Below are 23,290 nucleotides of genomic sequence, written 5' to 3'. Positions count from 1 at the left end.
AGCGCCCCGCCAGTCAGGCCGGTCTTACTGGGCCGGGGTTGACGCTTCGGGCTGGGAAGCCGCAGGCTGAGCCGCCTGCAGTGCCTGGGCGTTCAGGTAGCGCAGGCGCAGCTCGCCAGCCAGTTCCTGTGCCACCTTGGCATACAGGGTGCTCTTGTTATAGCGGGTGATGACATAGAAATTGTTCAGCCCCAGCCAGTATTCAGTGACACCGGGCGCGGTTTCCAGCGGCACCAGCACCGCCTGCACATTGTCCGCCACCTGCGCCTGCGGCAAGATGCCGCGCGCTTTGAGTTCACCCACCGTCAGGTGCAGGTTGAACTTGTCTGCCACCAGGGCGCTGATGTCCACACCGGGCTGCACCGCAGCCGGGATGATGATGTCGTCGCCATGACGCCAGCCTTGCAGCTGGAAGTAATGCGCCACGCTGCCGATGGCATCGTCGACGTTATTCCAGATATCGCGATGGCCGCTGCCGTCAAAATCCACCGCCCATTTGCGGAAGCTGGACGGCATGAACTGCGGCAAGCCCATCGCCCCGGCGTAGGAGCCTTTCAGCGTCAGCGGATCCATGCCCTCTTCCTTTGCCAGCTTGAGAAATTCGGTCAGCTCGCCACGGAAATACTCGGCCCGGCGCGGGTAGTTGAAGGCAATGGTGGTCAGCGCATCCGCCAGGCGGAAGCTGCCGGTATTGCGGCCGTAATTGGTTTCAATGCCCAGAATGGCCACGACCATTTCCGGCGGCACACCATACACCTGCTCGGCACGCTGCAAGGTGGCGGCATGCTGCTGCCAGAAGGCCACGCCGCTCTTTAGCAGCCGTTCGTTATAAAAACTGGAACGGAACTGATACCAAGGCCGCGAGGTGGACGGTTTATCCAGAATGGCGATGATATTGGGCTTGAGCTCCACATTGGCAAACACGGCTTCCAGCTCAGGACGGTTGAAGCTGCCGGTGGCCACTTGTTCGTCGATATAGCGTTGTACATCGGGCCGCGCCAGCAAGGCGGCATCAGCCTGGGCCAAGGAAGACATCACGCCGCCGGCAAGGGCGGCGGCCATCAAAAATCGTTTCATCGGGAATTCCGTGTTTTGCCGTCAGTGCGGCTTAATAAGAGAGCGCGCTGGAAACCAGCCGCGCGGTGATGTCCACAATGGGAATCACCCGTTCATAGGCCATGCGGGTGGGGCCGACCACACCCAGCGTGCCCACCACCATGCCATTGATGCTGTAAGGCGCAGTCACCACCGAGCATTCGTCCAGCGTCATCACACCGGACTCTTCGCCGATGAAAATGTTCACTCCTTGGGCATCCTGGCCCTGATTGAGCAGTTTCAGCAGTTCGGTTTTGCGCTCGAAAGTGGCAAACAGCTCGCGCAGTCGTGACAAGTCTTCCGACAGGTCACGCACATTCAGCAGGTTCATGCCGCCGGCAATCACCACGGCGTCACTGGGGCTGCCCAGCGAGCTTTGACCAAAGCGCACCGCAGCGGACATCAATTCGGTGATATTGCCCTGCAGTTCGCGCAGCTCCACCGCCACGCGGCTGGCAATGGCGCTCAGGCCCTGGCCGGCATAATGCTGGCTGATGAAATTACCCGCTTCCACCAGTTCGCTCGGGCTGTAATCGCGCTCGGTGGTCAGCAGGTGGTTCTGCACGTCGCCATCCAGCGTCACCAGAATCATCAGGATGCGGCGCTCGGACAGGCGCAAAAATTCGATCTGGCGGAAGGCCACATCGGAGCGCTGCGGCGTCACCACCACCCCGGCAAAATGGGTGAGATCGGACAGCAAGGTGGATGCCGCCTGGGCAATGCGCTGCGGGCTGTCCGGCTGCAGATTGCTTTCCAGCTCGCGCATGGCCAGCTCTTCCAGCGGCTGGATGGTGAGCAGGTGATCGACAAACAGGCGATAGCCCTTGGCCGTGGGAATGCGCCCGGCCGAGGTGTGCGGCGAGGCAATCAGCCCCATGCCCTCCAGATCGGCCAGAATATTGCGGATGGATGCAGATGACAGTTCCATGCCAGACAGCATGGACAGGGTTTTCGATCCCACTGGCTGACCATCGGCAATATAGCGTTCGATCAGCGTTTTCAGCAGACGTTGTGCGCGCTCGTTCATCATGCTCTCATTTTACCCGACCAGACGATTCCGGCCAGTCTCTCCATGAATACCATGTTGCGCGTGTCGGTGTCATTTCAAGCCGCCAATCGCATTTGTCGGCTCTTGGCTTTGTGCGATAATCCCCCATCTATCGATTCCACTACACGCAATTGGAGACAGCATGGCGTCAGAAGACAAGAGCCGCGCATTGGCGGCAGCCCTTGCCCAGATCGAAAAGCAGTTCGGCAAGGGTTCGATCATGCGCATGAGCGACAACCAGATCAATGAAAACCTGCAAGTGGTATCCACCGGCTCACTGGGCCTGGACCTGGCGCTGGGTATCGGCGGTCTGCCGCGCGGCCGTGTCGTGGAAATCTACGGCCCGGAATCCTCCGGTAAAACCACGCTGTGTCTGCAGGCTGTGGCCGAAGCACAGAAGCTGGGCGGCACTTGCGCCTACATCGACGCGGAAAACGCGCTGGACCCGATCTACGCCCAGAAGCTGGGTGTCAAGGTGGAAGACCTGCTGATTTCCCAGCCGGATACCGGCGAGCAGGCACTGGAAATCTGCGACATGCTGGTACGCTCCAGCGGTGTTGATGTCATCGTGATCGACTCGGTAGCCGCCCTGGTACCCAAGGCCGAAATCGAAGGCGAAATGGGCGACAGCCACGTTGGCCTGCAAGCCCGCCTGATGAGCCAGGCGCTGCGCAAGCTGACTGCCAACATCAAGCGCACCAACACCCTGGTGATCTTCATCAACCAGATCCGCATGAAGATTGGTGTGATGTTCGGCAACCCGGAAACCACCACCGGTGGTAATGCGCTGAAGTTCTACGCCTCCGTACGTCTGGACATCCGTCGCGTTGGCGGCATCAAGAAGGGTGACGAAGTCATCGGTAACGAAACCCGCGTCAAGGTAGTGAAGAACAAGGTATCGCCGCCGTTCCGCCAGGCTGATTTCGACATTCTGTACGGTGAAGGCATCAGCCGCGAAGGCGAAATCATCGAACTGGGCGTCAAGCATGGCTTTGTTGATAAGTCCGGTGCCTGGTATGCCTACAACGGTCAGAAAATCGGCCAGGGCAAGGACAACACCCGCGAATGGCTGAAGTCCAACCCGGCCATTGCCCAGGAAATCGAAGCCAAAATCCGTGACGCGGTCGGCATCAAGGTGGAAATCACCGAGAACGATGCCGAAGAGATGGCTGACGACGTACTGGACGTATAAGCACCCGGCTGGCTGATGGAAAAAAGCCTGAAGGCGCGAGCCGTCGATCTCCTGTCCCGCCGCGAATACACACGGCGGGAACTGGAGCGGCGGCTCGCGCCGTTTGCCGAAAGTGCGGAACAACTGGCCACCCTGCTGGACGAGCTGGCCGAGCGCAACTGGCAGTCCGACAGCCGTTTTGCCCAGCAGTTTACCGACAGCCGTGGCCAGAAATACGGCAGCCGCCGCCTGCAACAGGAAATGCGCCAGCGTGGCGTCAGCCAGGAGCAGATCAGCAGCGTGCTGGATGGTCGCAACGATTTGGCACTGGCCCGGCAACAGTGGGAAAAAAAGTTTGGCAGCGTAGCCAGCACGCCGCAGGAAAGGGCAAAACAGATGCGCTTTCTGGCGGCACGCGGCTTTGCCATGGACATCATCCGTCAGGTGATGGCAGGCAGTGCCGAAGACGATGACTTCCCCGGCGATCCGGACGACTAGTTCCGCCTGCGGTTGCTACCGCAGCATGACCCTTGCCAGCCTTGCCGTGGCTTGACACAATCGGGCATGACTGTAATGGCCGCAGCATGCTGCCCCGCGCCGCTACTAATGTATTCAATCTCGACGAAACCGACATGAAAACCTCCGAAATTCGCCAGAAGTTCCTGGATTTCTTCGCCTCCAAAGGCCACCAGGTAGTAGCCTCCAGCTCGCTGGTACCGTGGGAAGATCCCACCCTGCTGTTTACCAATGCCGGCATGAACCAGTTCAAGGACGTATTCCTCGGCTTTGACAAGCGCCCCTACACCCGCGCCACCACCAGCCAGAAATGCGTACGCGCCGGCGGCAAGCACAACGACCTGGAAAACGTCGGCTACACCGCACGTCACCACACCTTCTTTGAAATGCTGGGCAACTTCAGCTTTGGCGACTATTTCAAGCGTGATGCCATCCACTTTGCCTGGGAATTCCTCACCGGCGAACAATGGCTGGCGCTGCCCAAGGACAAGCTGATGGTGACGGTATACGCCACCGACGACGAAGCCTTCGACATCTGGAACAAGGAAATCGGCGTTCCGGCAGAAAAGATTGTCCGCATTGGCGACAACAAGGGCGCGCCTTACGCCTCGGACAACTTCTGGCAAATGGGCGACACCGGCCCCTGCGGCCCGTGTACCGAAATTTTCTACGACCACGGCGCACACATCTGGGGCGGCCCGCCGGGAAGCCCGGAAGAAGACGGTGACCGCTTCATCGAAATCTGGAACAACGTGTTCATGCAGTTCAACCGCGATGAAACCGGTGCCATGAACCCGCTGCCCAAGCCGTCGGTAGATACCGGCATGGGCCTGGAACGCATCTCCGCCGTGCTGCAACACGTGCATGCCAACTACGAGATCGACCTGTTCCAGAACCTGCTGAAAGCCGCTGCCCGCGAAACCGGCGTGGCCTTCAGCATGGACGTGCCGTCGCTCAAAGTGATTGCCGACCATATCCGCGCCTGTTCCTTCCTGATTGCCGATGGCGTGATTCCGTCCAACGACGGTCGTGGCTACGTACTGCGTCGCATCATCCGTCGCGCCATTCGCCACGGTTACAAGCTGGGTCAGAAGGGTCTGTTCTTCTACAAGCTGGTGGCAGACCTGGCCGAGGAAATGGGTCAGGCTTATCCAGAGCTGCGCCAGAAGCAGGCCGAAATCGAAGACACCCTGCGTCAGGAAGAACTGCGCTTTGCCGAAACCCTGGACAAGGGCATGGCGCTGCTGGAAACCGCACTGGCGGCCAACAGCAAGCAACTGGATGGCGAAACCGCCTTCAAGCTGTACGACACTTTTGGCTTCCCGCTGGACCTGACCGCCGACATCTGCCGCGAACGCGAAGTGGAAGTGGATCAGGACGGCTTCGACAAGGCGATGGAAGCCCAGCGCGAACGCGCCCGTGCCGCTTCGTCCTTCAAGATGGCCGGCAATGTGGACTACAGCGGTGCCGACACCGTATTCAACGGCTACGAATCCACCAGCGTGGATGCCAAGGTACTGGCGCTGTACAAGGGCAATGAAGCGGTACAGCAGCTGAATGCCGGCGACGAAGGCATTGTGGTGCTGGACAATACCGCCTTCTACGCCGAAGGCGGCGGCCAGGTGGGCGATGTGGGTGAAATCTCTGCCCAAGGCGGCGTAGCTGCACTGTTCGACGTGACCGACACCCAGAAGGTGCAAGCGGCGGTATTCGGTCACAAGGGCCGTCTGGCGCGTGGCAGCCTGCAGGTGGGCGACAGCGTCACCGCCACCATCGACCTGCACAAGCGTGCCGCCACCGCACGCAACCACTCTGCCACCCACCTGCTGCATGCCGCCCTGCGCCATGTACTGGGTGAACACGTGGCGCAGAAGGGTTCGCTGGTGAACCCGGAACGTGCCCGCTTCGACTTTGCCCACAACGAACCGGTTTCTGCCGAGCAACTGGCCGAAGTGGAGCGCATCGTCAACCGCGTGGTGATCCACAACGTGGAAGTCAGCGTCGGCCACATGTCCTACGATGACGCCATCAAGGCCGGTGCCATTGCGCTGTTTGGCGAAAAATACGGCGACACCGTGCGCGTACTGAAGATGGGCGATTTCTCCACCGAACTGTGCGGCGGTACCCACGTCAAGCGCACCGGGGATATCGGCCTGTTCAAGATCATCGCTGAAACCGGCGTGGCTGCTGGCGTACGTCGTATCGAAGCCGTCACCGGCGAAGGTGCCGTCGCGCTGGTACAGGCGCAGGATGGCGAGCTGAAAGCCGCCGCCACCATCGCCCAGGCACAACCAGGCGAACTGCTGGCCAAGCTGGAAAAGCTGCAGGCCGAACTGAAAGCTGCACAGAAACAGGCGCAGCAGCTGAAGGGCCAACTGGCACTGGGTCAGCTTGACCAGTTGCTGGCCAGCCAGCAGCAAAGCATCAAGGGCGTGGCCTGCCTGATCAGCAAGATCGACGACATCGATGCCACCACCCTGCGCGACATGAGCGACAAGCTGATGGACAAGCTGGAAAGCGGCGTGGCGCTGCTGGCCTGCGTGGCCGACGGCAAGGTCAGCCTGATTGCCCGTGTTTCCAAAGACCTGACCGGCAAGGTCAAGGCCGGTGAACTGGTGAATCAGGTGGCTCTGCAAGTGGGTGGCAAGGGCGGTGGTCGTCCGGACATGGCTCAGGCTGGCGGTACGCAGCCGGAAAACCTGGCCGCCGCGCTCTCCAGCTTGCCATCCTGGCTGGAAGGCAAGCTGTAATCTGATCTGTATGCGTACGCAAGCCGCAGGGACAACCCTGCGGCTTTTGTCGTTTATAGTGTTATCACCACCCTGCCTAACGGAGAGCACTGCGCATGACCGTCATCCGCTCCCGCCTGTCATTGCTGCGCCAGGTACTGCCCTGGCTGCTCCTGCTGTGCGCCTGCCTGCCACCAGCAGCGCTTGCTGACGGCAAACTGCTGGTGGTCACCGAAAACTCTTCCTGGCTCAGCACCATCGACCCCCAGGGGAATATTGCCGGACGCCATACCCAGTTGGTGAAAGATATTCTGAGCCGCGCCGGCCTGAAGGCCGATTTCCAGGTGTTGCCCTGGGCCAGGGCATACCGCATAGCCGCCACCCGCCCCAACACGCTGATTTATTCGATTGCCCGTACCGACACCCGCAAAAACCAGTTTGTCTGGCTAGGCCAGATTGGTCACATGCAAAGGGTGTTCTACCGTCTGAATGGCGAAACCGGCATTGCACCGCAATCCCTGGAGCAAGTGAAAAGCTGCTGCAAGGTGTGCGTGGGCAATCATGATGTGCAGGAAGAGTTTCTGGTCAAATCCGGTTTTGCGCCAGGCAGCCAGTACATCACCACCAACAGCCAGCAGGAATGCCCGCGCCTGCTGCAAAGCGGTGCGGCCCAACTGCTGATTGCCGACCCGGACCAGCTACGCAGCCAGCTGGCCAAGCTGAACGTCCCGGAACAGCAATTCCAGGCGCTATTTAGCCTGCCGCAGGGCGATCCGCTGTATCTTGCTGCCAACCCCGCTACCGACCCTCGCATCATCCAGGCCATCATCGAAGCCATGCATTCACCGCACGCGCACTAAGCGCTGCAGCAGGCCAGTGTCCGCCACAGACCCTCACGATTACCCCCCCAACTCCCGCCCTCAGCCCTTGGCAGCACAGCTACCACATGGCCGCAATCCGTGGCGGTGGCAGGAAGTGGCTGAAAACAAATGCACATTTTCCAGTGCATTTGTTCTTATATTCCAAGCAAATAATCAGTCTGCATTCCCGCCATCCTTGACTCATATCAAAACGATTTAGAGCCAAATGAAAATAATAAACACCTTCTCATAAGTCTTGATGACAGCGGCAAGCATGCTCGTGCCGAGCTTGGCCCTGTCAACAGATTTGCCGCTAAAACCCATGTTCTGGCGGCAATCCTTACGCAAGGAACAGTCATGGCTCTGGTGCTTTACGATGACGGCAATCACAAGTGCGTCGCCTTTACCGAACTGGTACAAGGTGAAGGTATCCAGTCCAACCAGTTTGCCATCATCGATAAGGGTGACGGCATGTTGCTGGACCCGGGTGGCAACCTCACCTACAAACACCTGATTGCCGAGCTGGCCGATTATTTCCTGCCTTCGCATACCCGCTATATCTTTGCCTCGCACCAGGATCCGGACATCATCGCCTCGGCCAATGGCTGGCTGCTGATTACCGATGCGCAGATCATCATCGCCCAGGAATGGGTGCGCTTTTTACCGCACTTTTGCATTCGCGGCGTAACCGAAGGCCGGCTGATTCCGATTCCGCCACGCGGCATGAATGTGACGCTGGGCGAATCCACGCTCAAGGTGGTACCGGCGCACTATCTGCATACCGTCGGTTTCTTCCAGGTTTACGACCCCATCAGCAAAATCCTGTTTTCCGGCGATATCGGCGCTTCGCTGATGGATGGCCACGAAGCGGGCAAGCCGGTAAGCGATTTTGACGCCCACCTGATCGACAGCCACATGCTGGGCTTTCACAAGCGCTACATGACCAATAACAAAGCCTGTCGGCTGTGGGTGCAGATGGTGCGCCAGCTGGATGTGGAGTGGATCGTGCCGCAGCACGGCGGCTCGTTCAAGGGCAAGGAAATGGTGACACGCTTCCTTGACTGGTTTGAAACCCTGGAATGCGGCACCGACCTGATCACCGTTGCCGACTTCACCCTGGATTGAGCCTGCTGCCCATGGACACCATCACCGCCCTGCTCAGCCAGCTGAGTGCGTCCCCAGAAGCCATGGCAGCCAGCGCCGTATTGCTGCTGCTGATTGCCACCTTGCTGATTACCCTGCTGCGCCGCCAGTCCGGGCCGACAGCAAGCAACGCCGACCACCAGCCGCAATTGCTGCCCGAAGCAGTCATCCGCCGACCGCAATCGGCCGCCACCGAACAGGCTATGGTCCAAGCGGCAGCCCCGGAGGCAGAAACGATGGCCGAGGCAGAGGCCGGCCTGGACGAGGATGATGCCGATGAACAGACGCTGTCCTATGAAGTGGATGATCTGGACACACTGGCGGAAATCGAAGTGTTCCTGGAGTTTGGCTACCTGGAACAGGCGGCCATTGCACTACGCAGCTATGTGGATGGTAGCTCGATCAACGCACCCAGCCAGCTCAAGCGCCTGTCCGAACTGTATCTGACCCTGCGCTGGATCGACGACTACAGCGATATGCTGGAGCGCCTGCACGAGCGCAGCATGCTGGACCGTCAGCAGCTGACCGACGCCGTGTTTCTCGGCCTGCAGGAAGACCCGCAAAACCTGTCGCTACGGGTACTGGCAGAAAGCCGGCTGGGCCTGGGCATAGAGGAAGTCAACCAGCAGCTGGGTGACCATCTGCCAACGGCAGGCCACGAGGAAATCCTGCTGCGAGCCGTGGTGCAGACACCAGGCCAGCCCGCCGTGTCCGCCATAGAAGCCGTTCAGCTGGCGGCCCATCTGCCGCGCGTTCCGCTGGTGGAAGGCCGTGCCGAGCTGGCACCGCTCAGTGCGCGCGAAATCACCCTGCTTACCACTATGCTGCCGCGCCCGCGTCAGGCCAGCATTCTGCTGGCCTGTCACGAACCGGCTGCCGCCCTGCCGGCACTGCAGGATATGGCCAGCGAAGAAGGCGTATCGCTGTCGCGGCTGATCGACACCCTGCGCGCCTGCTATATGACGCGCAGGCTGTCGTTGTTCTGCCGCTATCTGTGGCAGTTTCATGTTGGCATCGGCAATGCCGGTCACAGCCTGAAACAGCAGCTATTCCAGCTGGGCTGCCAGTTGGGTGAGCACCCGGTCCTGCTGGCACTGGAAAGCCAACCCGACCGGCTGGAGCTGGAAGAAATCGGCCGTCGTTTCGCCTATATCACGCCCATCAGCCAACCGGCAGCACCACTACTGCTGGTCACCTCCAGACAGGCGGAAAACACGGCGTCCCCGCTGAACAACGCACTGTCCGAAGCGGAACAGTTCATCGAGTTCGGCCAGATCGACATGGCTATCCAGACGCTGGAAACGGCCATCCTCACCAGCCCGACCGAAGCCGAACTCTACCCGCCCCTGCTCAAGCTGTACGAACACCTGGGCGATCTGGCCCGCTTCACCTGGCTGGCCCGGCAGATTCGCGAGCGGCTGGCCAACCCGCCAGATGACATTACCGCCATGCTCAGCCGTTTCGTGCAATCCATGCAGCAACGCCTAAACCAGCAACGTCTTGCGGCCTGAGAAACCAGACCATGATGCTTAGCAACGCCACCCAGCCTCAACTCGTCACCGTATTGCCCGTGGGAATGGACCCCCGCAAGCTGTCGGTATTTCGCATGGCGTTCCGCATGCACCATTCGCACCAGCTTTACCAATTGCTGGATGAGGCACCCGGCCTGCTACCCGATCTGGCCATTGTGGATGTCGACAGCGTGGACGGCTGGAATGCCTGGCACGATTTTCGGGCCGAACATCCCCATCTGCCGGCACTGATTGTCACCACCACCCCTCCCGGAGAGGCGCCGGCAGCCGTACTGCGCAAGCCGGTCAGGATTGAAACCCTGTTCCCGCAAATGCGCGAACTGCTGGGCAAGACACCGCGCTCGCAGCCAGGCGCCGCCATGGAGGCAACAACGGTTGCGCTGCACCATGCGGCCAGCCTCACGGCAACACCAACCCGCCCTGCCGCCGCAACAGCCCCAGAGGCCATCAGCGCAGCCGCCGCCTATGTGGCCAGCGTGGCACCAACACTGTCCGAGGTCATTACCCAGTCCCAGGAGGCACACCGCGCCGCCACGGCCGCCCTGCAGAATGTCGCCGTGGCACCGGCATCCGACCTGCCGCAGTTAATGGATTTGCCAGATGCCGAACCAGCAAGCGACAGCACCGCAGCCAACCACGAGCAGGTAGACGTGGTACGCAGCATGCTACCTGCCGCGCGTCCGGCCAGCACAACAACAGAACAGCACGCTGATGCGGGCAAGGTCGATCACACCAAGATCAGCTTTGCCCGTTTCGACCCCAATGCCGGCCTGTTCGGCATGGTGGCCCGCTTGCTGCGCCAGCGTAGTGCCGCCATGGTACGGGTCAGGGGAATACCGGTTTTGGTATTGCTGCCGGCACAGGACAAGGCGCTGTTGCTACAGCCGCTGGACAGCCTGCAGGCCTTGTGTGCCGTCCCCAGCCAGGATGTAGATCAGCAAGCCTATACCAACGAACCCTTGCCAACAGTCAGTCAGGAACTGCGCCCGCAAACGCTGGCCTGGCAGCTGGCTATCTGGACTTGTCAGGGCCGCCTGATGCGTGGCATCAGTGCCGATACCCCAATCCGTCTGCGCTTCTGGCCTAACCTGACGCGGCTGGCTCCCATTCCGGAAGCCATGCGCATTACCGCCTTCCTGACCCGGACCCCGGTCAATCTCAAGCTGATCACCCGCCTGCTCAAGGTACCGCCGGAACATCTGTTCAACTATCTGGCCGCCGCCTACGGCATCGGGATTCTCGACATCCCCAACCGCAACAGCAATCTGTCGGTGATTACCACCGAACCGGTAAGGCCAGTGGCCCGGGTGGAGGCCGCTGCCGGCAGTGCGGCAAGCAGCGCCAGCAACCCGGCCACCGCCGCAGTGAAACCTCCACCGGGCAGTGGCAACCTGCTGTCCCGCCTGCTGAAAAAAGTCATCGGCCTGTAAACAGGAAAACTCGAATCCATGCGTGCTTACGATAACAAGATCATCTTTGCCGGCCCCGTCGGCGCAGGCAAAACCACAGCCATCGGTGCCATCAGCGATATTGCACCGGTAACCACCGATGCCCGTGCCTCTGACATGACCCTCAACCGCAAGGACACCACCACCGTGGCGCTGGACTACGGCGTGCTGATGCTGGATGAAAGCACCAAGGTGCATCTCTATGGCACACCCGGCCAGGAGCGGTTTGATTTCATGTGGGACATCCTCAGCCATGGCGGCATCGGCCTGATTCTGCTGCTGGACAATACCCGTACCAATCCGGTGAAGGATCTGCAGTTCTTTCTGAATGCCTTCCGCGACATGCTCAAGGACGCACCACTGGTGATTGGCGTCACCAAAACCGATATGCGCGCCACACCCAGCATCGAAACCTATGCCGCCCTGCTGGAAAAGTTTGATATGCGGCCACCCATTTTCGAAATTGATGCCCGCTCCCGGGAGGACGTCAAAAAGCTGGTGCTGGCCCTGCTGTTCTCCATTGATCCCGGGCTGGAAAGCTGATCATGTCAGACAACCTTTCGCTCAAGGACGCGCTGTACCCGATTGCCAGCCCGGCCGGAGCCTACTACGCCGTGTCCAGCCCCGAGCAGGATGCCGCCCGCGTGTTGCTGACCCAGATTCTGCGGCTGGGCCATTCTGTTCCGCTCACCGAAGCCCTGCTGGCCGAGTGGAGCAATAACGACCTGGACAAAGGGCTGGAGACGCTATACCGGCTGCAGCGGCTGGACTTTGTCCACGGCACGGAAGAGCCGCGTCCTTCGCTGGCGGTCAATCTGGAAAGCCAGCTGCCATCGCTGCTGGCTGCACTGTCGGACAACGGCCGGGCCCTGCTGGCCGACGACAACGGCCTGTATTACGCCACGGCAGGCTTTCATCACGAGTCCGCCGAGGAAATCGCCGCCCTGGCCGGCGACATCATGTCGCTGAACCGTCGCCACGCCCTGCTGCTGAAGAACAACCTCAACATCAGCAGCCTGGCCTGGTCGGTCAGCAACCCTGCCGGGCAGAGCGAGCTGGGGTTTTTCCCCTTGCACGTGGGGCAGCAGTCTTTCGTGCTGGTGATTGGCGGTACCCCGCGCCTGCAGGACGAACACTTTGTGACGCTGATCGAATTGCTCAGCCGTCGTTACGCTTGAATAAACAGCAGCCCCGCTGCGGGCCACAGAATACCCACTGGAGAAAACCATGCGTGAACAGATGCTCAAGTCCATCCTGAGTGACCTAAACGGTGCCTCGGCCGATATCGAAGCCTCGGCCATCATCTCATCCGATGGCCTGACCATGGCCGCCCTGCTGCCGCAGGATGTGGATGAAGACCGGGTTGGTGCCATGGCCGCCGCCATGCTGTCGCTGGGTGAACGCACCGCCAAGGAGCTGGCGCGTGGCGAACTGGAACAGGTGATGGTAAAGGGCGACAACGGCTACATCCTGATGAGCTATGCAGGCCGCGATGCCGTGCTGACCGTGATTGCCCGGCGCGAAGCCAAGCTGGGGCTGATTTTCCTGGATGCCAAGCGCGCCGCGCGCAATATTGCCGAAATCCTCTGACCAGACAGACAGCCGGTGGCCGGTGGCCTTCACGCCCGCCAGCCCCGGCATCGCCTGTCCGGACAGCGCCGCCCTGCACCATTCTCAACCACAGCCTGCACCACCGTTTGCACCCGTGTGTCATTAAGGTGCAGCACCGCTATCTTTGTGAATTTTTTACAGCATAATTAATCAATCAATTTTTAATGCCACGCTAAAAAACCGCCACGCGCACCAAATCTCCCTACCTGCCCGTCTGGCGGTTTAACCACGCCACCCCTGCACCTAGCTGACTCACGGTCAAAATGACGGTTGCCCGGCATTTTTGGGCACGCTTATTGCCTTACTCCCTTTACAAGCCATCAAGGGGGAATGCGCGATGCACCGGATTACACCGCTAGACCACACCCACTACGACGAAATGCTGGCACCGGATCAGGACACCCGTCCGTCCTACCAGCACTTTGCCAACTGGCTTAACCAGGCGCCGCTCGCCTGGCTGCGCGACAAGCAAAGCGAGGCCGACACGCTGTTTCGCCGCGTCGGCATCACCTTTGCCGTTTACGGCGACGAAAGCGGCTCGGAACGGCTGATTCCGTTTGACACCATTCCACGCATCATCTCGGCCAGCGAATGGAAAACCCTGGAAGCAGGCTGCATCCAGCGCGTCACAGCGCTCAACCGCTTTTTGCACGACATCTACCACGAGCAGGACATCCTCAAGGCCGGCATCATCCCGCCGGAGCAAATCCTCACCAATGCCGGTTACCAGCTGGCCATGCAGGGCATCGATCTGCCGCGCCAGGTGTACGCCCACATCGCCGGGGTGGACATCATCCGCCACAGCGACGGCGGCTTTTACGTACTGGAAGACAATCTGCGCACCCCGTCCGGCGTGAGCTACATGCTGGAAAACCGCAAGATGATGATGCGGCTGTTTCCCGAGCTGTTTGCCAGCCACGACATCACCCCGGTGGAGCACTACCCCAATATGCTGCTGGACACCCTGCGCGCGGTGGCACCCACCGAGGTGGACAACCCCACCGTGGTGGTACTCACCCCCGGCCAGTACAACAGCGCCTATTTCGAGCACGCCTTTTTGGCCAGCCAGATGGGGGTGGAACTGGTGGAAGGGCAGGACTTGTTCGTGAAAAACGGCCATGTCTACATGCGTACTACCTCCGGCCCGCAGCGGGTGGATGTGATCTACCGCCGGCTGGATGATGCCTATCTGGACCCGCTGGCCTTCAATGCCGGCTCCATGCTGGGCGTGCCGGGGCTGATGTCGGTCTATCGCGAGGGCCGTGTCAGCGTGTGCAATGCGGTGGGCACCGGCGTGGCGGATGACAAGTCCATCTACCCCTATGTGCCGGACATGATCCGCTTTTACCTGGGCGAAGAACCCATCCTGCACAATGTGCCCACCTGGCAATTGCGCAAGCCGGACGACCTGGCCTACGTACTGGATCACCTGGCCGAGCTGGTGGTGAAGGAAGTCCACGGCGCAGGCGGCTACGGCATGCTGGTGGGCCCGGCCTCCACTCAGGCGGAAATCGATGCCTATCGCCTGCGCATTCTGGAAGACCCGGCCAACTTCATTGCCCAGCCCACGCTGTCCTTGTCCACCTGCCCCACTTTTGTCGAATCCGGCATCGCACCGCGCCATATCGATCTGCGCCCCTTTGTGTTGTCGGGCAAGAAAGTACAGCTGGTGGCCGGTGGCCTCACCCGCGTGGCACTGCGCGAAGGCTCGCTGGTGGTCAATTCCTCGCAAGGCGGCGGCACCAAAGACACCTGGATTCTGAAGGAGGACATCACATGCTGAGCCGAATGGCAGGGTGCCTGTACTGGATGGCACGCAATATGGAACGCGCTGAAAACACCGCACGCTTGCTGGATGTCAGCTTGCAGATGTCGCTGCTGCATGCCTCGTCGCAGGACGATCTGCTGGTGCCGCTGGATGTCACCGGCAGCACCGCCGACTTCCTGCAGCGCCACCACACCCCCACTCCGCAAGCGGTGCTGCACTATCTGGCGCTGGACAGCGACAACCCCGGCAGCATCTACAACTGCATGCGCAGCGCCCGCGAAAATGCCCATGTGGTGCGGGTGAAGATCACCACCGAGATGTGGGAACAGGTGAACGGTACCTGGCTGGAAATGCGCGAATGGCAAAGCCGTGGTCTGGACACCCGCAGCGCATCTGCCTTTCTGGAATGGGTGCGCGAGCGCTCGCACCTGTTCCGTGGTGCGGGCTACGGCACCATGCTGCGCAACGACACCTTCCACTTTTCCCGCCTGGGCACCTTCATCGAACGCGCCGACAACACTGCGCGCATCCTGAATGTGAAAACCAAGCAGATCAGCGATAACGAGCCGGAAGCGGAAAACATCCTCGACTACTACCAATGGGCCGCGCTGCTGCGCTCGGTATCCGGCTTTGAAGCCTATCGCGACATCTACCGCGACAGCATCACGCCGCAGCGGGTGGCCGAGCTGCTCATCCTGCGCAACGACATGCCGCGCAGCCTGCGCGCCTGTTTTGGCGAAATCAACAAGGTGCTGGCGCGCATCGAAGGCCAGGCAGGCCGCACCGCCCGCCGCCGCGCCAGCGAAATCCAGGCGCGGCTGACCTACAGCAGCATCGAGGACATCTTTGCCGATGGACTGGAGCAAACACTGGACAGCCTGATCGGCGACATCATCCTGCTGGGCAATTCCATTCACCACAGTTATCTGGAAACTGCCTGAACGCAGGCCGGTTTTCATCTTCAGAAAGGGCTCGCCATGAGACTCGCCATCAGCCATGAAACGCTGTACCGCTACGATAGCCCGGTGCGTCACAGCACCCAGTATCTGCGCCTGACCCCGCAGGGCGGCAATGGCCTGCGCATTCTGGACTGGCAGCTGGAATTGCCGGAATCAGCCCATCGCAGCACCGACAGCTACGGCAATATCCTGCATGTGCTGACGCTGGACTACCCGCACCAGGAAATCCGCATCAAGGTAAGCGGCACGGTGGAAACCGAAGACACCGCCCCGGTATGTGACTCCCTGCCGCCATTGTTTTTCCTGCGCCAGACCGAACTGACCACCCCAGACGACGCACTGCGCAACTTTGCCGCCAGCTATCGCCAGCAGATACCCAGCCTGAGCCAGCTGCAAAGTCTGGTAGAGGGCATACGCGAATGCATGCCCTTCCTGCCGGGCGAAACCCAGAGCCACACGCCGGCAGCCACTGCTTTTGCCAAAGGCGCCGGGGTATGCCAGGACCACACCCATGTTTTCCTCAGCTGCGCCCGCCAGTTAGGGATTCCGGCGCGCTATGTCAGTGGCTATGTCTACTCCCCGGCGCATGCGGCAGACCACGTCTCCAGCCATGCCTGGGCCGAAGCCTGGGTGGACGGAGCCTGGCACAGCTTCGACGTGGCCAATGCCGTGGCCGCCAACGAACATCACCTCAAGCTGGCCATCGGCATGGATTACCTGGATGCCTGCCCGGTACGCGGCGTGCGCTTTGGTGGCGGCACCGAAAGTATGAGCGCCCAGGCGCGCGTCTGGCTGGACGGCCAGTGACACAGCAGCTAGATTGATTCAACTCCACCACACAAGTAGCTGCATCATGACTTACTGCGTCGCCATGAATCTGGCATCCGGCATGCTGTTCGCCTCGGACTCCCGCACCAACGCCGGGGTGGACCACGTGTCCACCTTCCGCAAAATGCAGTTTTTCCAGCAGCCGGACGAGCGGCTCTTGGTGCTGCTGTCCGCTGGCAACCTGGCCACCACCCAAAGCGTGGTCAGCCTGCTGCGCCAGCGCACCAATAACCCCAAAGACGAGCGCACCATCCTGAACGTGCCGTCGATGTACGATGCCGCCTGTCTGGTGGGCGATACCCTGCGCGAAATCGCCGAGCGCGACGGCCCGGCACTGAGCCAGTCCAAGATCGAAGTCGGCTGCTCTTTTCTCTTGGGCGGGCAGATTCGCGGCGAAGCACCGCGCCTGTTCAATATCTACCCGCAGGGCAATTTCATCGAAGCCACGCAGGACACGCCCTACTTCCAGATCGGCGAAGCCAAATACGGCAAGCCCATCATCGACCGGGTGGTGAATTACCACACCCCGGTGGAGGACGCGGCCAAGTGCGCGCTGATCAGCTTTGACTCCACCATGAAGAGCAATCTGTCGGTCGGCCTGCCCATCGACATGCTGGTGTATGACAAAGACGACTTCGGCCCCGGCATTCACCAGCGCATTACCGAACACGACCCCTATTTCCAGCAACTGCACACCGGCTGGGGCCAAGCCCTGCGCGAAGCCTTTGCCGCCCTGCCGCCCATGCGCTGGAAGGAATAAGACACAACGTGATTGGTCAGCCGGGGGGCTGATCGGTAATAATGCGGCATTGCCACTGAAAGACCCGCCGATGAAACACGCTCCGCTGACCGAGGCCGACTACCAGCGCCTGTCTGCCACCCTGCAACGCTTTGAAAGCCTGCAGTGCATGAACCTGGAAAAGCTGGACGGCTTCTTCACCGCGCTGCTGTGTGGCCCGGAGGCCATCAAGCCCACCGAATGTCTGCCGCTGATCCTGGGTGAGGCCTTTGATGACGAGCAGGCCTTTCGCAGCGAGAAGGATCTGGAAAAGTTTGTCTCCCTGCTGATGGGCCACTGGCTGGACATCACGCACACCCTGCAACAGGGTGAAGAGTTCCAGCCCTGGCTGGATGCCGATGCACAGGGCGTGGTGCATGGCAATGACTGGGCCGAAGGCTTTGTCGAAGGCATGCAGCTGCTGCAAGACGACTGGAACCTGCTGTTTGACGATGCCGAGCATGCCGACGCGCTGGAAGCCATCATGGCCCTGGCGTTCGAACGTCACCCGGACCCGGAAATGCGTCCCTACATCGACAACAGCGACAGCAGCCAGCGCGAACAGTGGCTGGCCGCCATCTCCCCTGCCGTGCAGGAAATCCACCAGTTCTTTGCCAGCATCCGCGCCGCCATGGAAGCCGAGCTGGAAGAGGATGCGCTTGATCCCAAACACTGAAACCTGCTGATAAATCATCTGCCCCAGCCGTGTGCCGCCTTGCTCTACTACGGCCAGTGTCGGCATCGGCACGCCTTGTCCGGGTGTGCGGTCACGCTTTGTCAGCAGCCGCCGCCCGGCATGCGTCGATGACAGGTCATCAAAATGACATTTTTGCGTGATAAAACGGTGCGTTTCCATTATTTGCGTACACCGCCCTTATCACGATGAATCCCGTTGAAGCACTGCTGTTTGCAGTTATCCAAGGTATCAGCGAACTGTTTCCGGTTAGCAGCCTGGGACATGGCATCCTGATTCCCGACTGGCTGCACTGGTCGCTCAATCGCAGCAATCCTGACTTTCTGCCCTTCATGGTCATGCTGCACCTGGGAACAGCCCTGGCCCTGCTGCTGTTTTTCTATCGTGACTGGCTGCAGTTGATTGCCGGCTTCGTCCGCGCCAAAGGCGGCGGCGGCAACCCGGAAGCACGGCTGATGTGGCGACTGATCGCCGGCACCATCCCTGCTGGTCTGCTGGGCTTGCTGCTGGAAAAACAACTGCGCGTGCTGTTTAGCAGCGCCACTGCGGTACTGGTTTTTCTCAGCATCAATGGCCTACTGCTGCTATTGGGCGAGCGCCTGGGACAGCGCCGGGCGCACAAGAGCCTGGATGAATTGAGCATTGCGGGTGCCATCAAGATCGGCAGCGGCCAGGCACTGGCGCTGTTGCCGGGCATCTCCCGCTCTGGCGTCACCTTGCTCAGCGGACTGGCACATGGCCTGGATCATGCCTCTGCCGCCCGTTTTTCCTTCTTGCTGGCAACCCCCATCATCCTGGCAGCAGGCGTGCTGGAAATCCCCAAACTGGCCCACGCCGGACATGCCCAACACTGGGGTCTGCTACTTGGCTGCGGTGCCGTTGCCGGCCTGTGCGCCTACGCCAGCACCTGGTTTCTCATGCGTTATTTCAAGAAAACCGAAATCGAATCGCTGCGCCCCTTTGGTTGGTATTGCCTGCTGCTTGGCCTGGGTGGACTGGCTTACCGCCTGGTTTGACTAACTGTAAAGTTGACCAATCCTGGTACTACAGACAGGAAGGTATGCTACGAATCCAAACATTACAGGTATAAAGAAGCATTGACTGTTTGTCGCTACCGGATGGTTACATTAGAATAGCCAACAGAACTGGGCCGCCATTTGCGGCCCGTATCTGTTATATAGAGACGCATGAGAAATCTGGACGACAAAAAGCCCGATCAACGCCTGCCGGCAGATCTGGCAAGACGTGCCACCGCCATTATCGAATTGCCCGATGGTGTACTGGTCACTGCAGCACGCGGCAGCCGCTACAACCTGCCAGGCGGCAAGGCCAACCGGGGCGAGTTACGCTCCCAGGCCCTGATCCGCGAAATTCGAGAAGAAACCGGCCTGCGCATCAATTCCATGCTCTACCTATTCGACCACATCACCCCCCACAATGCCCACAAGGTATACCTGTGCATTGCGCAGGGTCAGGCAAAGCCACAGGGTGAAATCGAACGTATTGCACTGGTTTCCTCGCCGGATACCGATCTCGACCTGTTTGTGGAAAGCCGCGCCATCCTGCGCCGCTACGCCCGCCTGCGTAATGAAGAAACCGCCAAGGGCCAGGCATTGCGCGCCATTCTGGGACTGGCCCGCTACATCGCCAAGGTTGACTGAACCACCATGGCCAGCGTCCCCTGGCTGCTGCTGGACGAGTTTGGTTTCTACCAGCGGCTGGCCACACTGCACGGCAATACACTCGTCCTGTTCGGCCAACCCGGCTGCTCAGCCTGCCGCGCATGGCGTCAACTGCTGCAGGATTGGCAGCCCGACGGCTTGCAGCAACTGGCTTATGTTGATGTGCAGCAAAGCATGGCCCTGGCCCATGCCTTCGAAATCTTTCATCTCCCTACCCTGTTGCTGTTTGTCGATGGCCACTATCACGGCCAGTTGCGCAGCGCCATGCAACGCCAAAGCGTGCAACAGGCCTTGCTCACGCTGCTGGCCAGCCCTGCGGACGAAGAGCCCTGAAGGATACTGGCTGTTACAGAAAAGGGCTGCCCGCAGGCAGCCCTTTTCTGTAACAGCCACTACGCAGCGACTCACAAATCGCTACTATCCTTGCCCGCAGCCGGGGTATCGCTGGCCGGTGCCGTCGCCTCGCTCACCGAGTTGAGCATGTCCTGCGGAATGGTCACCCAGCCCATGCTGCCAGCCATCTGCAAGGTCATGGCCAGCGTCAGCATGGCCACCGGGGCAAACAGCATCACCCCCAGCAACACCCGCAGGCGGCCTACACCGGAAACCAGCGCCAGCCCGTTGACCATCAGGGCGATGGTCAGCAAGGAGAGTGCCAGATCAGCACCGAGAGCCACATCGTCCGGCAGCCAGCTGGTGAGCGGCTCAACAAACTGCAGGCTGTTACACAGCACGATCAGGCCAAACAGTGAACCGGTCGGCTGCCACTTGGCCAGCCGCAGCCATACCGTCATGAACTGGGTGAACAGCAGCATTTCCAGCCAGGTAAACAGCAGCATGAAACCCATGCGCCCGACAATATTATTGCCCAGCTCTCCGGTACCGCCGCTGGCGACAAGCCCGAGTACGGTAAGCAACAGTGCGGGCATCCAGCGTGGATACTGGTATTGCTCCAGTGGCCCCACGCGAAAGCGCAGCAGGCCCAACAAGTCATCAATCAGACGGTGCATGGTGCCGGCTCAGTCAAAAACAACGGTCTTGTTGCTGTAAGACAGGATGCGGTCATCCACATGCCAGCGCACCGCGCGGGATAGCACCACTTTTTCCAGATCGCGGCCTTTCTGGATCAGGTCTTCCACGTCGTCACGGTGGGAAATACGGGTGACTTCCTGCTCAATGATCGGGCCTTCGTCCAGATCTTCGGTCACGTAATGGCTGGTAGCACCAATCAGCTTCACGCCACGGGCAAAGGCACGGTGATACGGCTTGGCCCCATCGAATGCCGGCAGGAAGCTGTGGTGAATGTTGATGACGCGATCGGGATAACGCTTGACGAACTCGCCGGACAACACCTGCATGTAACGCGCCAGCACGATGAAATCGGCACCGGCCTCTTCCAGCAGGCGGAACTGCTCAGCCTCGGCTTCGGCCTTGTTGTCGCGGGTTACCGGAACAACATGGAAGGGAATGCCGTTGAATTCCACCAGGCGGCGGCAGTCTTCATGGTTGGAAATCACCAGCGGGATATCGCAATTGAGCTCACCAATGCGCCAGCGGTGCAGCAAATCCACCAGGCAGTGTTCGTATTTGGATACGAAAATCGCCATACGCGGCTTGCGGCTGGACAGCGACACCTTCCAGGTCATGTTGTGCTCGGCGGCAATGGGCTGAAACGCGGCAGAAAACGCATCCATCGGCAGGGTAAAGCCTTCCAGCTCCCACTGGATCCGCATCAGGAACAGGTTTTCGCTGGCATCCTGATGCTGGTCGGCATGCATGATGTTGGCGTTGTAAGTCATCAGGAAGTTGGCCAGGGCCGCTACCAGGCCCTTCTTGTCCGGCGCACTGATCAGCAGTGTGGCCGATTGTCGGGTATTGCTCATTATTACAGTCTCTTTGTCATTACATGATCAACGGCAGCCTTGCGGCTGTCACTTGCCAATTCTGTTCTGCCCGTACGCACACCGCCAATGACAAACGCCACACGCGACAGGGGTAAGCCCCTGCAGCCTGTGGCGCTGTATGCCGGTGAACGGGATCAGGCGTTCAGATTGGCCGAATCCAGCGTATTCTGCAACAGCGTTGCCACGGTCATCGGACCGACACCACCCGGAACCGGGGTGATGAAACTGGCGCGCTCGGCAGCAGCAGCAAACTCCACATCACCGGCCAGCTTGCCGGTATCCAGACGGTTGATGCCAACATCAATCACTACGGCACCGGGCTTGATCCACTCGCCCTTGATGAAGCCAGGAATACCAACGGCAGCCACCACGATATCAGCCTGGGCTACTTCATGTGCCAGATCGGCGGTGGCGCTGTGGCACACCGTCACCGTGGCACGTGCCAGCAGCATTTCCAGCGCTTGCGGACGACCCACAATATTGGAAGCCCCCACAATCACAGCCTTCTTGCCCTTGGGATCGATGCCGTATTCTTCCAGCAGCGTCATCACACCACGCGGCGTGCATGGACGCAGCAGCGGCATCTTGATAGCCAGGCGGCCCATATTATAGGGGTGGAAGCCGTCGACATCCTTTTTCGGGTCGATACGTTCGATCACGGCTTGCGGGTCGATCTGCTTGGGCAGTGGCAGCTGCACCAGAATGCCATCCACGGTTGCGTCGGCATTCAGGGTATCAATAATGTCCAGCAATGCCTGCTGGCTGGTTTCAGCCGGCAGATCGTAAGCCACCGAACGGATACCCGCTTTTTCGCAAGAGCGTTTCTTGCTGCCTACATAAACACTGGATGCCGGGTCGTTGCCCACCAGGATCACTGCCAGCGCGGGTGCGCGCTTGCCTGCAGCCACGCGCTGCTTTACGCCTTCGCCTACCTTGGCGATGAGTTGTTCTGCTACTGCCTTACCATCAATGAGTTGCGCCGCCATGCCTGATTCCGTATGGAACTTGAAAAGAGGCGGCAATTTTCTCATTTTTTAGCTTTTTACGAAACCACAAAAATACATTAGGAATAATTTCACGTAAAGAAAAATTCGCAAAATAAGCATCTATATATCATGCAGTTAGTTATGCCCGCGTTACAGCCGGATGTCGGCTTCGCCATAGCCTGCCCACCGGCCACCCGAAAAAAGATTGCAACACAGTATTGACAGGAAACAGGCCTTTCCTTATAGTTGCGCTCTCTGTCGTCGGGGCGTAGCGCAGCCTGGTAGCGCACCTGATTTGGGATCAGGGGGTCGCGAGTTCGAATCCCGCCGCCCCGACCAGAAAAAGCCCGATACGTGTGTGCCCGTAGCTCAACTGGATAGAGCACCGGCCTTCTAAGCCGGGGGTTACAGGTTCGATTCCTGTCGGGCGCGCCAGTACTCAAGCAGTGCTGGCAACAGTAGTAGAAGAATGCAGTACCCTGTGGTGGATGTAGCTCAGTTGGTAGAGTCCAGGATTGTGATTCCTGTTGTCGTGGGT

The 23,290-nt window shown here is 59.9% G+C and carries 23 protein-coding genes and 2 tRNA genes; 20 read left to right on the top strand and 5 right to left on the bottom strand.

Going from position 1 to position 23,290, the window contains the following annotated elements:
* Positions 1–24: 24 nt before the first annotated feature.
* Complete coding sequence (gene mltB, locus ACODR9_RS18925) at positions 25–1,077, bottom strand: lytic murein transglycosylase B (RefSeq protein ID WP_488811267.1); 1,053 nt, start codon at positions 1,075–1,077, stop codon at positions 25–27.
* Positions 1,078–1,108: 31 nt separating this feature from the next.
* Complete coding sequence (gene hrcA / locus ACODR9_RS18920; protein ID WP_488811265.1) at positions 1,109–2,122, bottom strand: heat-inducible transcriptional repressor HrcA; 1,014 nt, start codon at positions 2,120–2,122, stop codon at positions 1,109–1,111.
* Positions 2,123–2,285: 163 nt separating this feature from the next.
* Between hrcA and recA the strand changes: the two genes are divergently transcribed.
* The 18 genes from recA to ACODR9_RS18830 all read left to right on the top strand — a co-directional run bounded on the left by recA (position 2,286) and on the right by ACODR9_RS18830 (position 20,195).
* A complete protein-coding gene (recA, locus tag ACODR9_RS18915; RefSeq protein ID WP_488811263.1) occupies positions 2,286–3,335 on the top strand; it encodes a recombinase RecA in 1,050 nt (349 codons plus the stop codon).
* 15 nt (positions 3,336–3,350) lie between these two features.
* Positions 3,351–3,812, top strand: coding sequence for a recombination regulator RecX (recX, locus tag ACODR9_RS18910; protein WP_488811261.1), 462 nt, complete (start codon positions 3,351–3,353; stop codon positions 3,810–3,812).
* A gap of 134 nt (positions 3,813–3,946) precedes the next feature.
* On the top strand, positions 3,947–6,580 hold the full coding sequence (gene alaS, locus ACODR9_RS18905; protein WP_488811259.1) for an alanine--tRNA ligase: 2,634 nt from the start codon (positions 3,947–3,949) through the stop codon (positions 6,578–6,580).
* A 95-nt stretch (positions 6,581–6,675) separates the two neighbouring features.
* Complete coding sequence (locus ACODR9_RS18900) at positions 6,676–7,419, top strand: substrate-binding periplasmic protein (RefSeq protein WP_488811257.1); 744 nt, start codon at positions 6,676–6,678, stop codon at positions 7,417–7,419.
* A gap of 357 nt (positions 7,420–7,776) precedes the next feature.
* Complete coding sequence (locus ACODR9_RS18895) at positions 7,777–8,544, top strand: oxygen-binding di-iron domain-containing protein (RefSeq protein ID WP_488811255.1); 768 nt, start codon at positions 7,777–7,779, stop codon at positions 8,542–8,544.
* An 11-nt stretch (positions 8,545–8,555) separates the two neighbouring features.
* On the top strand, positions 8,556–10,073 hold the full coding sequence (locus tag ACODR9_RS18890; RefSeq protein ID WP_488811253.1) for a type IV pilus assembly protein FimV: 1,518 nt from the start codon (positions 8,556–8,558) through the stop codon (positions 10,071–10,073).
* 11 nt (positions 10,074–10,084) lie between these two features.
* A complete protein-coding gene (locus ACODR9_RS18885; RefSeq protein WP_488811251.1) occupies positions 10,085–11,524 on the top strand; it encodes a hypothetical protein in 1,440 nt (479 codons plus the stop codon).
* 18 nt (positions 11,525–11,542) lie between these two features.
* A complete protein-coding gene (locus tag ACODR9_RS18880; protein ID WP_488811249.1) occupies positions 11,543–12,085 on the top strand; it encodes a GTP-binding protein in 543 nt (180 codons plus the stop codon).
* A 2-nt stretch (positions 12,086–12,087) separates the two neighbouring features.
* Positions 12,088–12,720, top strand: a complete 633-nt coding sequence (locus ACODR9_RS18875; protein ID WP_488811247.1) for a peptidase M23 — start codon at positions 12,088–12,090, stop codon at positions 12,718–12,720.
* A 49-nt stretch (positions 12,721–12,769) separates the two neighbouring features.
* Positions 12,770–13,132 (top strand): roadblock/LC7 domain-containing protein, encoded by a 363-nt coding sequence (locus ACODR9_RS18870; protein ID WP_059284502.1) that lies wholly within the window; start codon positions 12,770–12,772, stop codon positions 13,130–13,132.
* Positions 13,133–13,490: 358 nt separating this feature from the next.
* The gene (locus tag ACODR9_RS18865; RefSeq protein WP_488811245.1) at positions 13,491–14,936 is read left to right on the top strand and encodes a circularly permuted type 2 ATP-grasp protein; all 1,446 of its coding nucleotides are present in this window, start codon (positions 13,491–13,493) and stop codon (positions 14,934–14,936) included.
* The gene (locus ACODR9_RS18860) at positions 14,930–15,862 is read left to right on the top strand and encodes an alpha-E domain-containing protein (protein ID WP_488811243.1); all 933 of its coding nucleotides are present in this window, start codon (positions 14,930–14,932) and stop codon (positions 15,860–15,862) included. Before ACODR9_RS18865 ends, ACODR9_RS18860 begins: the two co-directional genes overlap by 7 nt.
* Positions 15,863–15,898: 36 nt before the next feature.
* Positions 15,899–16,687, top strand: a complete 789-nt coding sequence (locus ACODR9_RS18855; protein WP_488811241.1) for a transglutaminase family protein — start codon at positions 15,899–15,901, stop codon at positions 16,685–16,687.
* A 46-nt stretch (positions 16,688–16,733) separates the two neighbouring features.
* Positions 16,734–17,468, top strand: a complete 735-nt coding sequence (locus ACODR9_RS18850) for a proteasome-type protease (RefSeq protein ID WP_488811239.1) — start codon at positions 16,734–16,736, stop codon at positions 17,466–17,468.
* A gap of 70 nt (positions 17,469–17,538) precedes the next feature.
* Entirely contained in the window at positions 17,539–18,162 is a 624-nt protein-coding gene (locus ACODR9_RS18845) for a YecA/YgfB family protein (protein ID WP_488811237.1), read from the top strand.
* 206 nt (positions 18,163–18,368) lie between these two features.
* Complete coding sequence (locus tag ACODR9_RS18840; protein ID WP_488811235.1) at positions 18,369–19,196, top strand: undecaprenyl-diphosphate phosphatase; 828 nt, start codon at positions 18,369–18,371, stop codon at positions 19,194–19,196.
* A gap of 171 nt (positions 19,197–19,367) precedes the next feature.
* Positions 19,368–19,841 (top strand): NUDIX hydrolase, encoded by a 474-nt coding sequence (locus ACODR9_RS18835; RefSeq protein ID WP_488811233.1) that lies wholly within the window; start codon positions 19,368–19,370, stop codon positions 19,839–19,841.
* Positions 19,842–19,847: 6 nt separating this feature from the next.
* A complete protein-coding gene (locus tag ACODR9_RS18830) occupies positions 19,848–20,195 on the top strand; it encodes a thioredoxin family protein (protein WP_488811231.1) in 348 nt (115 codons plus the stop codon).
* 71 nt (positions 20,196–20,266) lie between these two features.
* Here ACODR9_RS18830 and ACODR9_RS18825 read toward each other — a convergent pair whose 3' ends face one another.
* The 3 genes from ACODR9_RS18825 to folD all read right to left on the bottom strand — a co-directional run bounded on the left by ACODR9_RS18825 (position 20,267) and on the right by folD (position 22,752).
* The gene (locus ACODR9_RS18825; protein ID WP_488811229.1) at positions 20,267–20,872 is read right to left on the bottom strand and encodes a hypothetical protein; all 606 of its coding nucleotides are present in this window, start codon (positions 20,870–20,872) and stop codon (positions 20,267–20,269) included.
* 9 nt (positions 20,873–20,881) lie between these two features.
* A complete protein-coding gene (purU, locus tag ACODR9_RS18820) occupies positions 20,882–21,745 on the bottom strand; it encodes a formyltetrahydrofolate deformylase (protein WP_488811227.1) in 864 nt (287 codons plus the stop codon).
* Positions 21,746–21,900: 155 nt separating this feature from the next.
* Entirely contained in the window at positions 21,901–22,752 is an 852-nt protein-coding gene (folD, locus tag ACODR9_RS18815) for a bifunctional methylenetetrahydrofolate dehydrogenase/methenyltetrahydrofolate cyclohydrolase FolD (protein WP_488811225.1), read from the bottom strand.
* 262 nt (positions 22,753–23,014) lie between these two features.
* Here folD and ACODR9_RS18810 point away from each other — a divergent pair.
* Positions 23,015–23,091, top strand: a tRNA-Pro gene (locus ACODR9_RS18810).
* Between the two features lie 19 nt (positions 23,092–23,110).
* Positions 23,111–23,187, top strand: a tRNA-Arg gene (locus tag ACODR9_RS18805).
* Positions 23,188–23,290: the final 103 nt, after the last annotated feature.

Source organism: Aquitalea sp. FG25 (assembly GCF_057809375.1).
The sequence above is the reverse complement of the archived record's forward strand: the minus strand, read 5'-3'. Positions and strand labels throughout refer to the sequence as shown.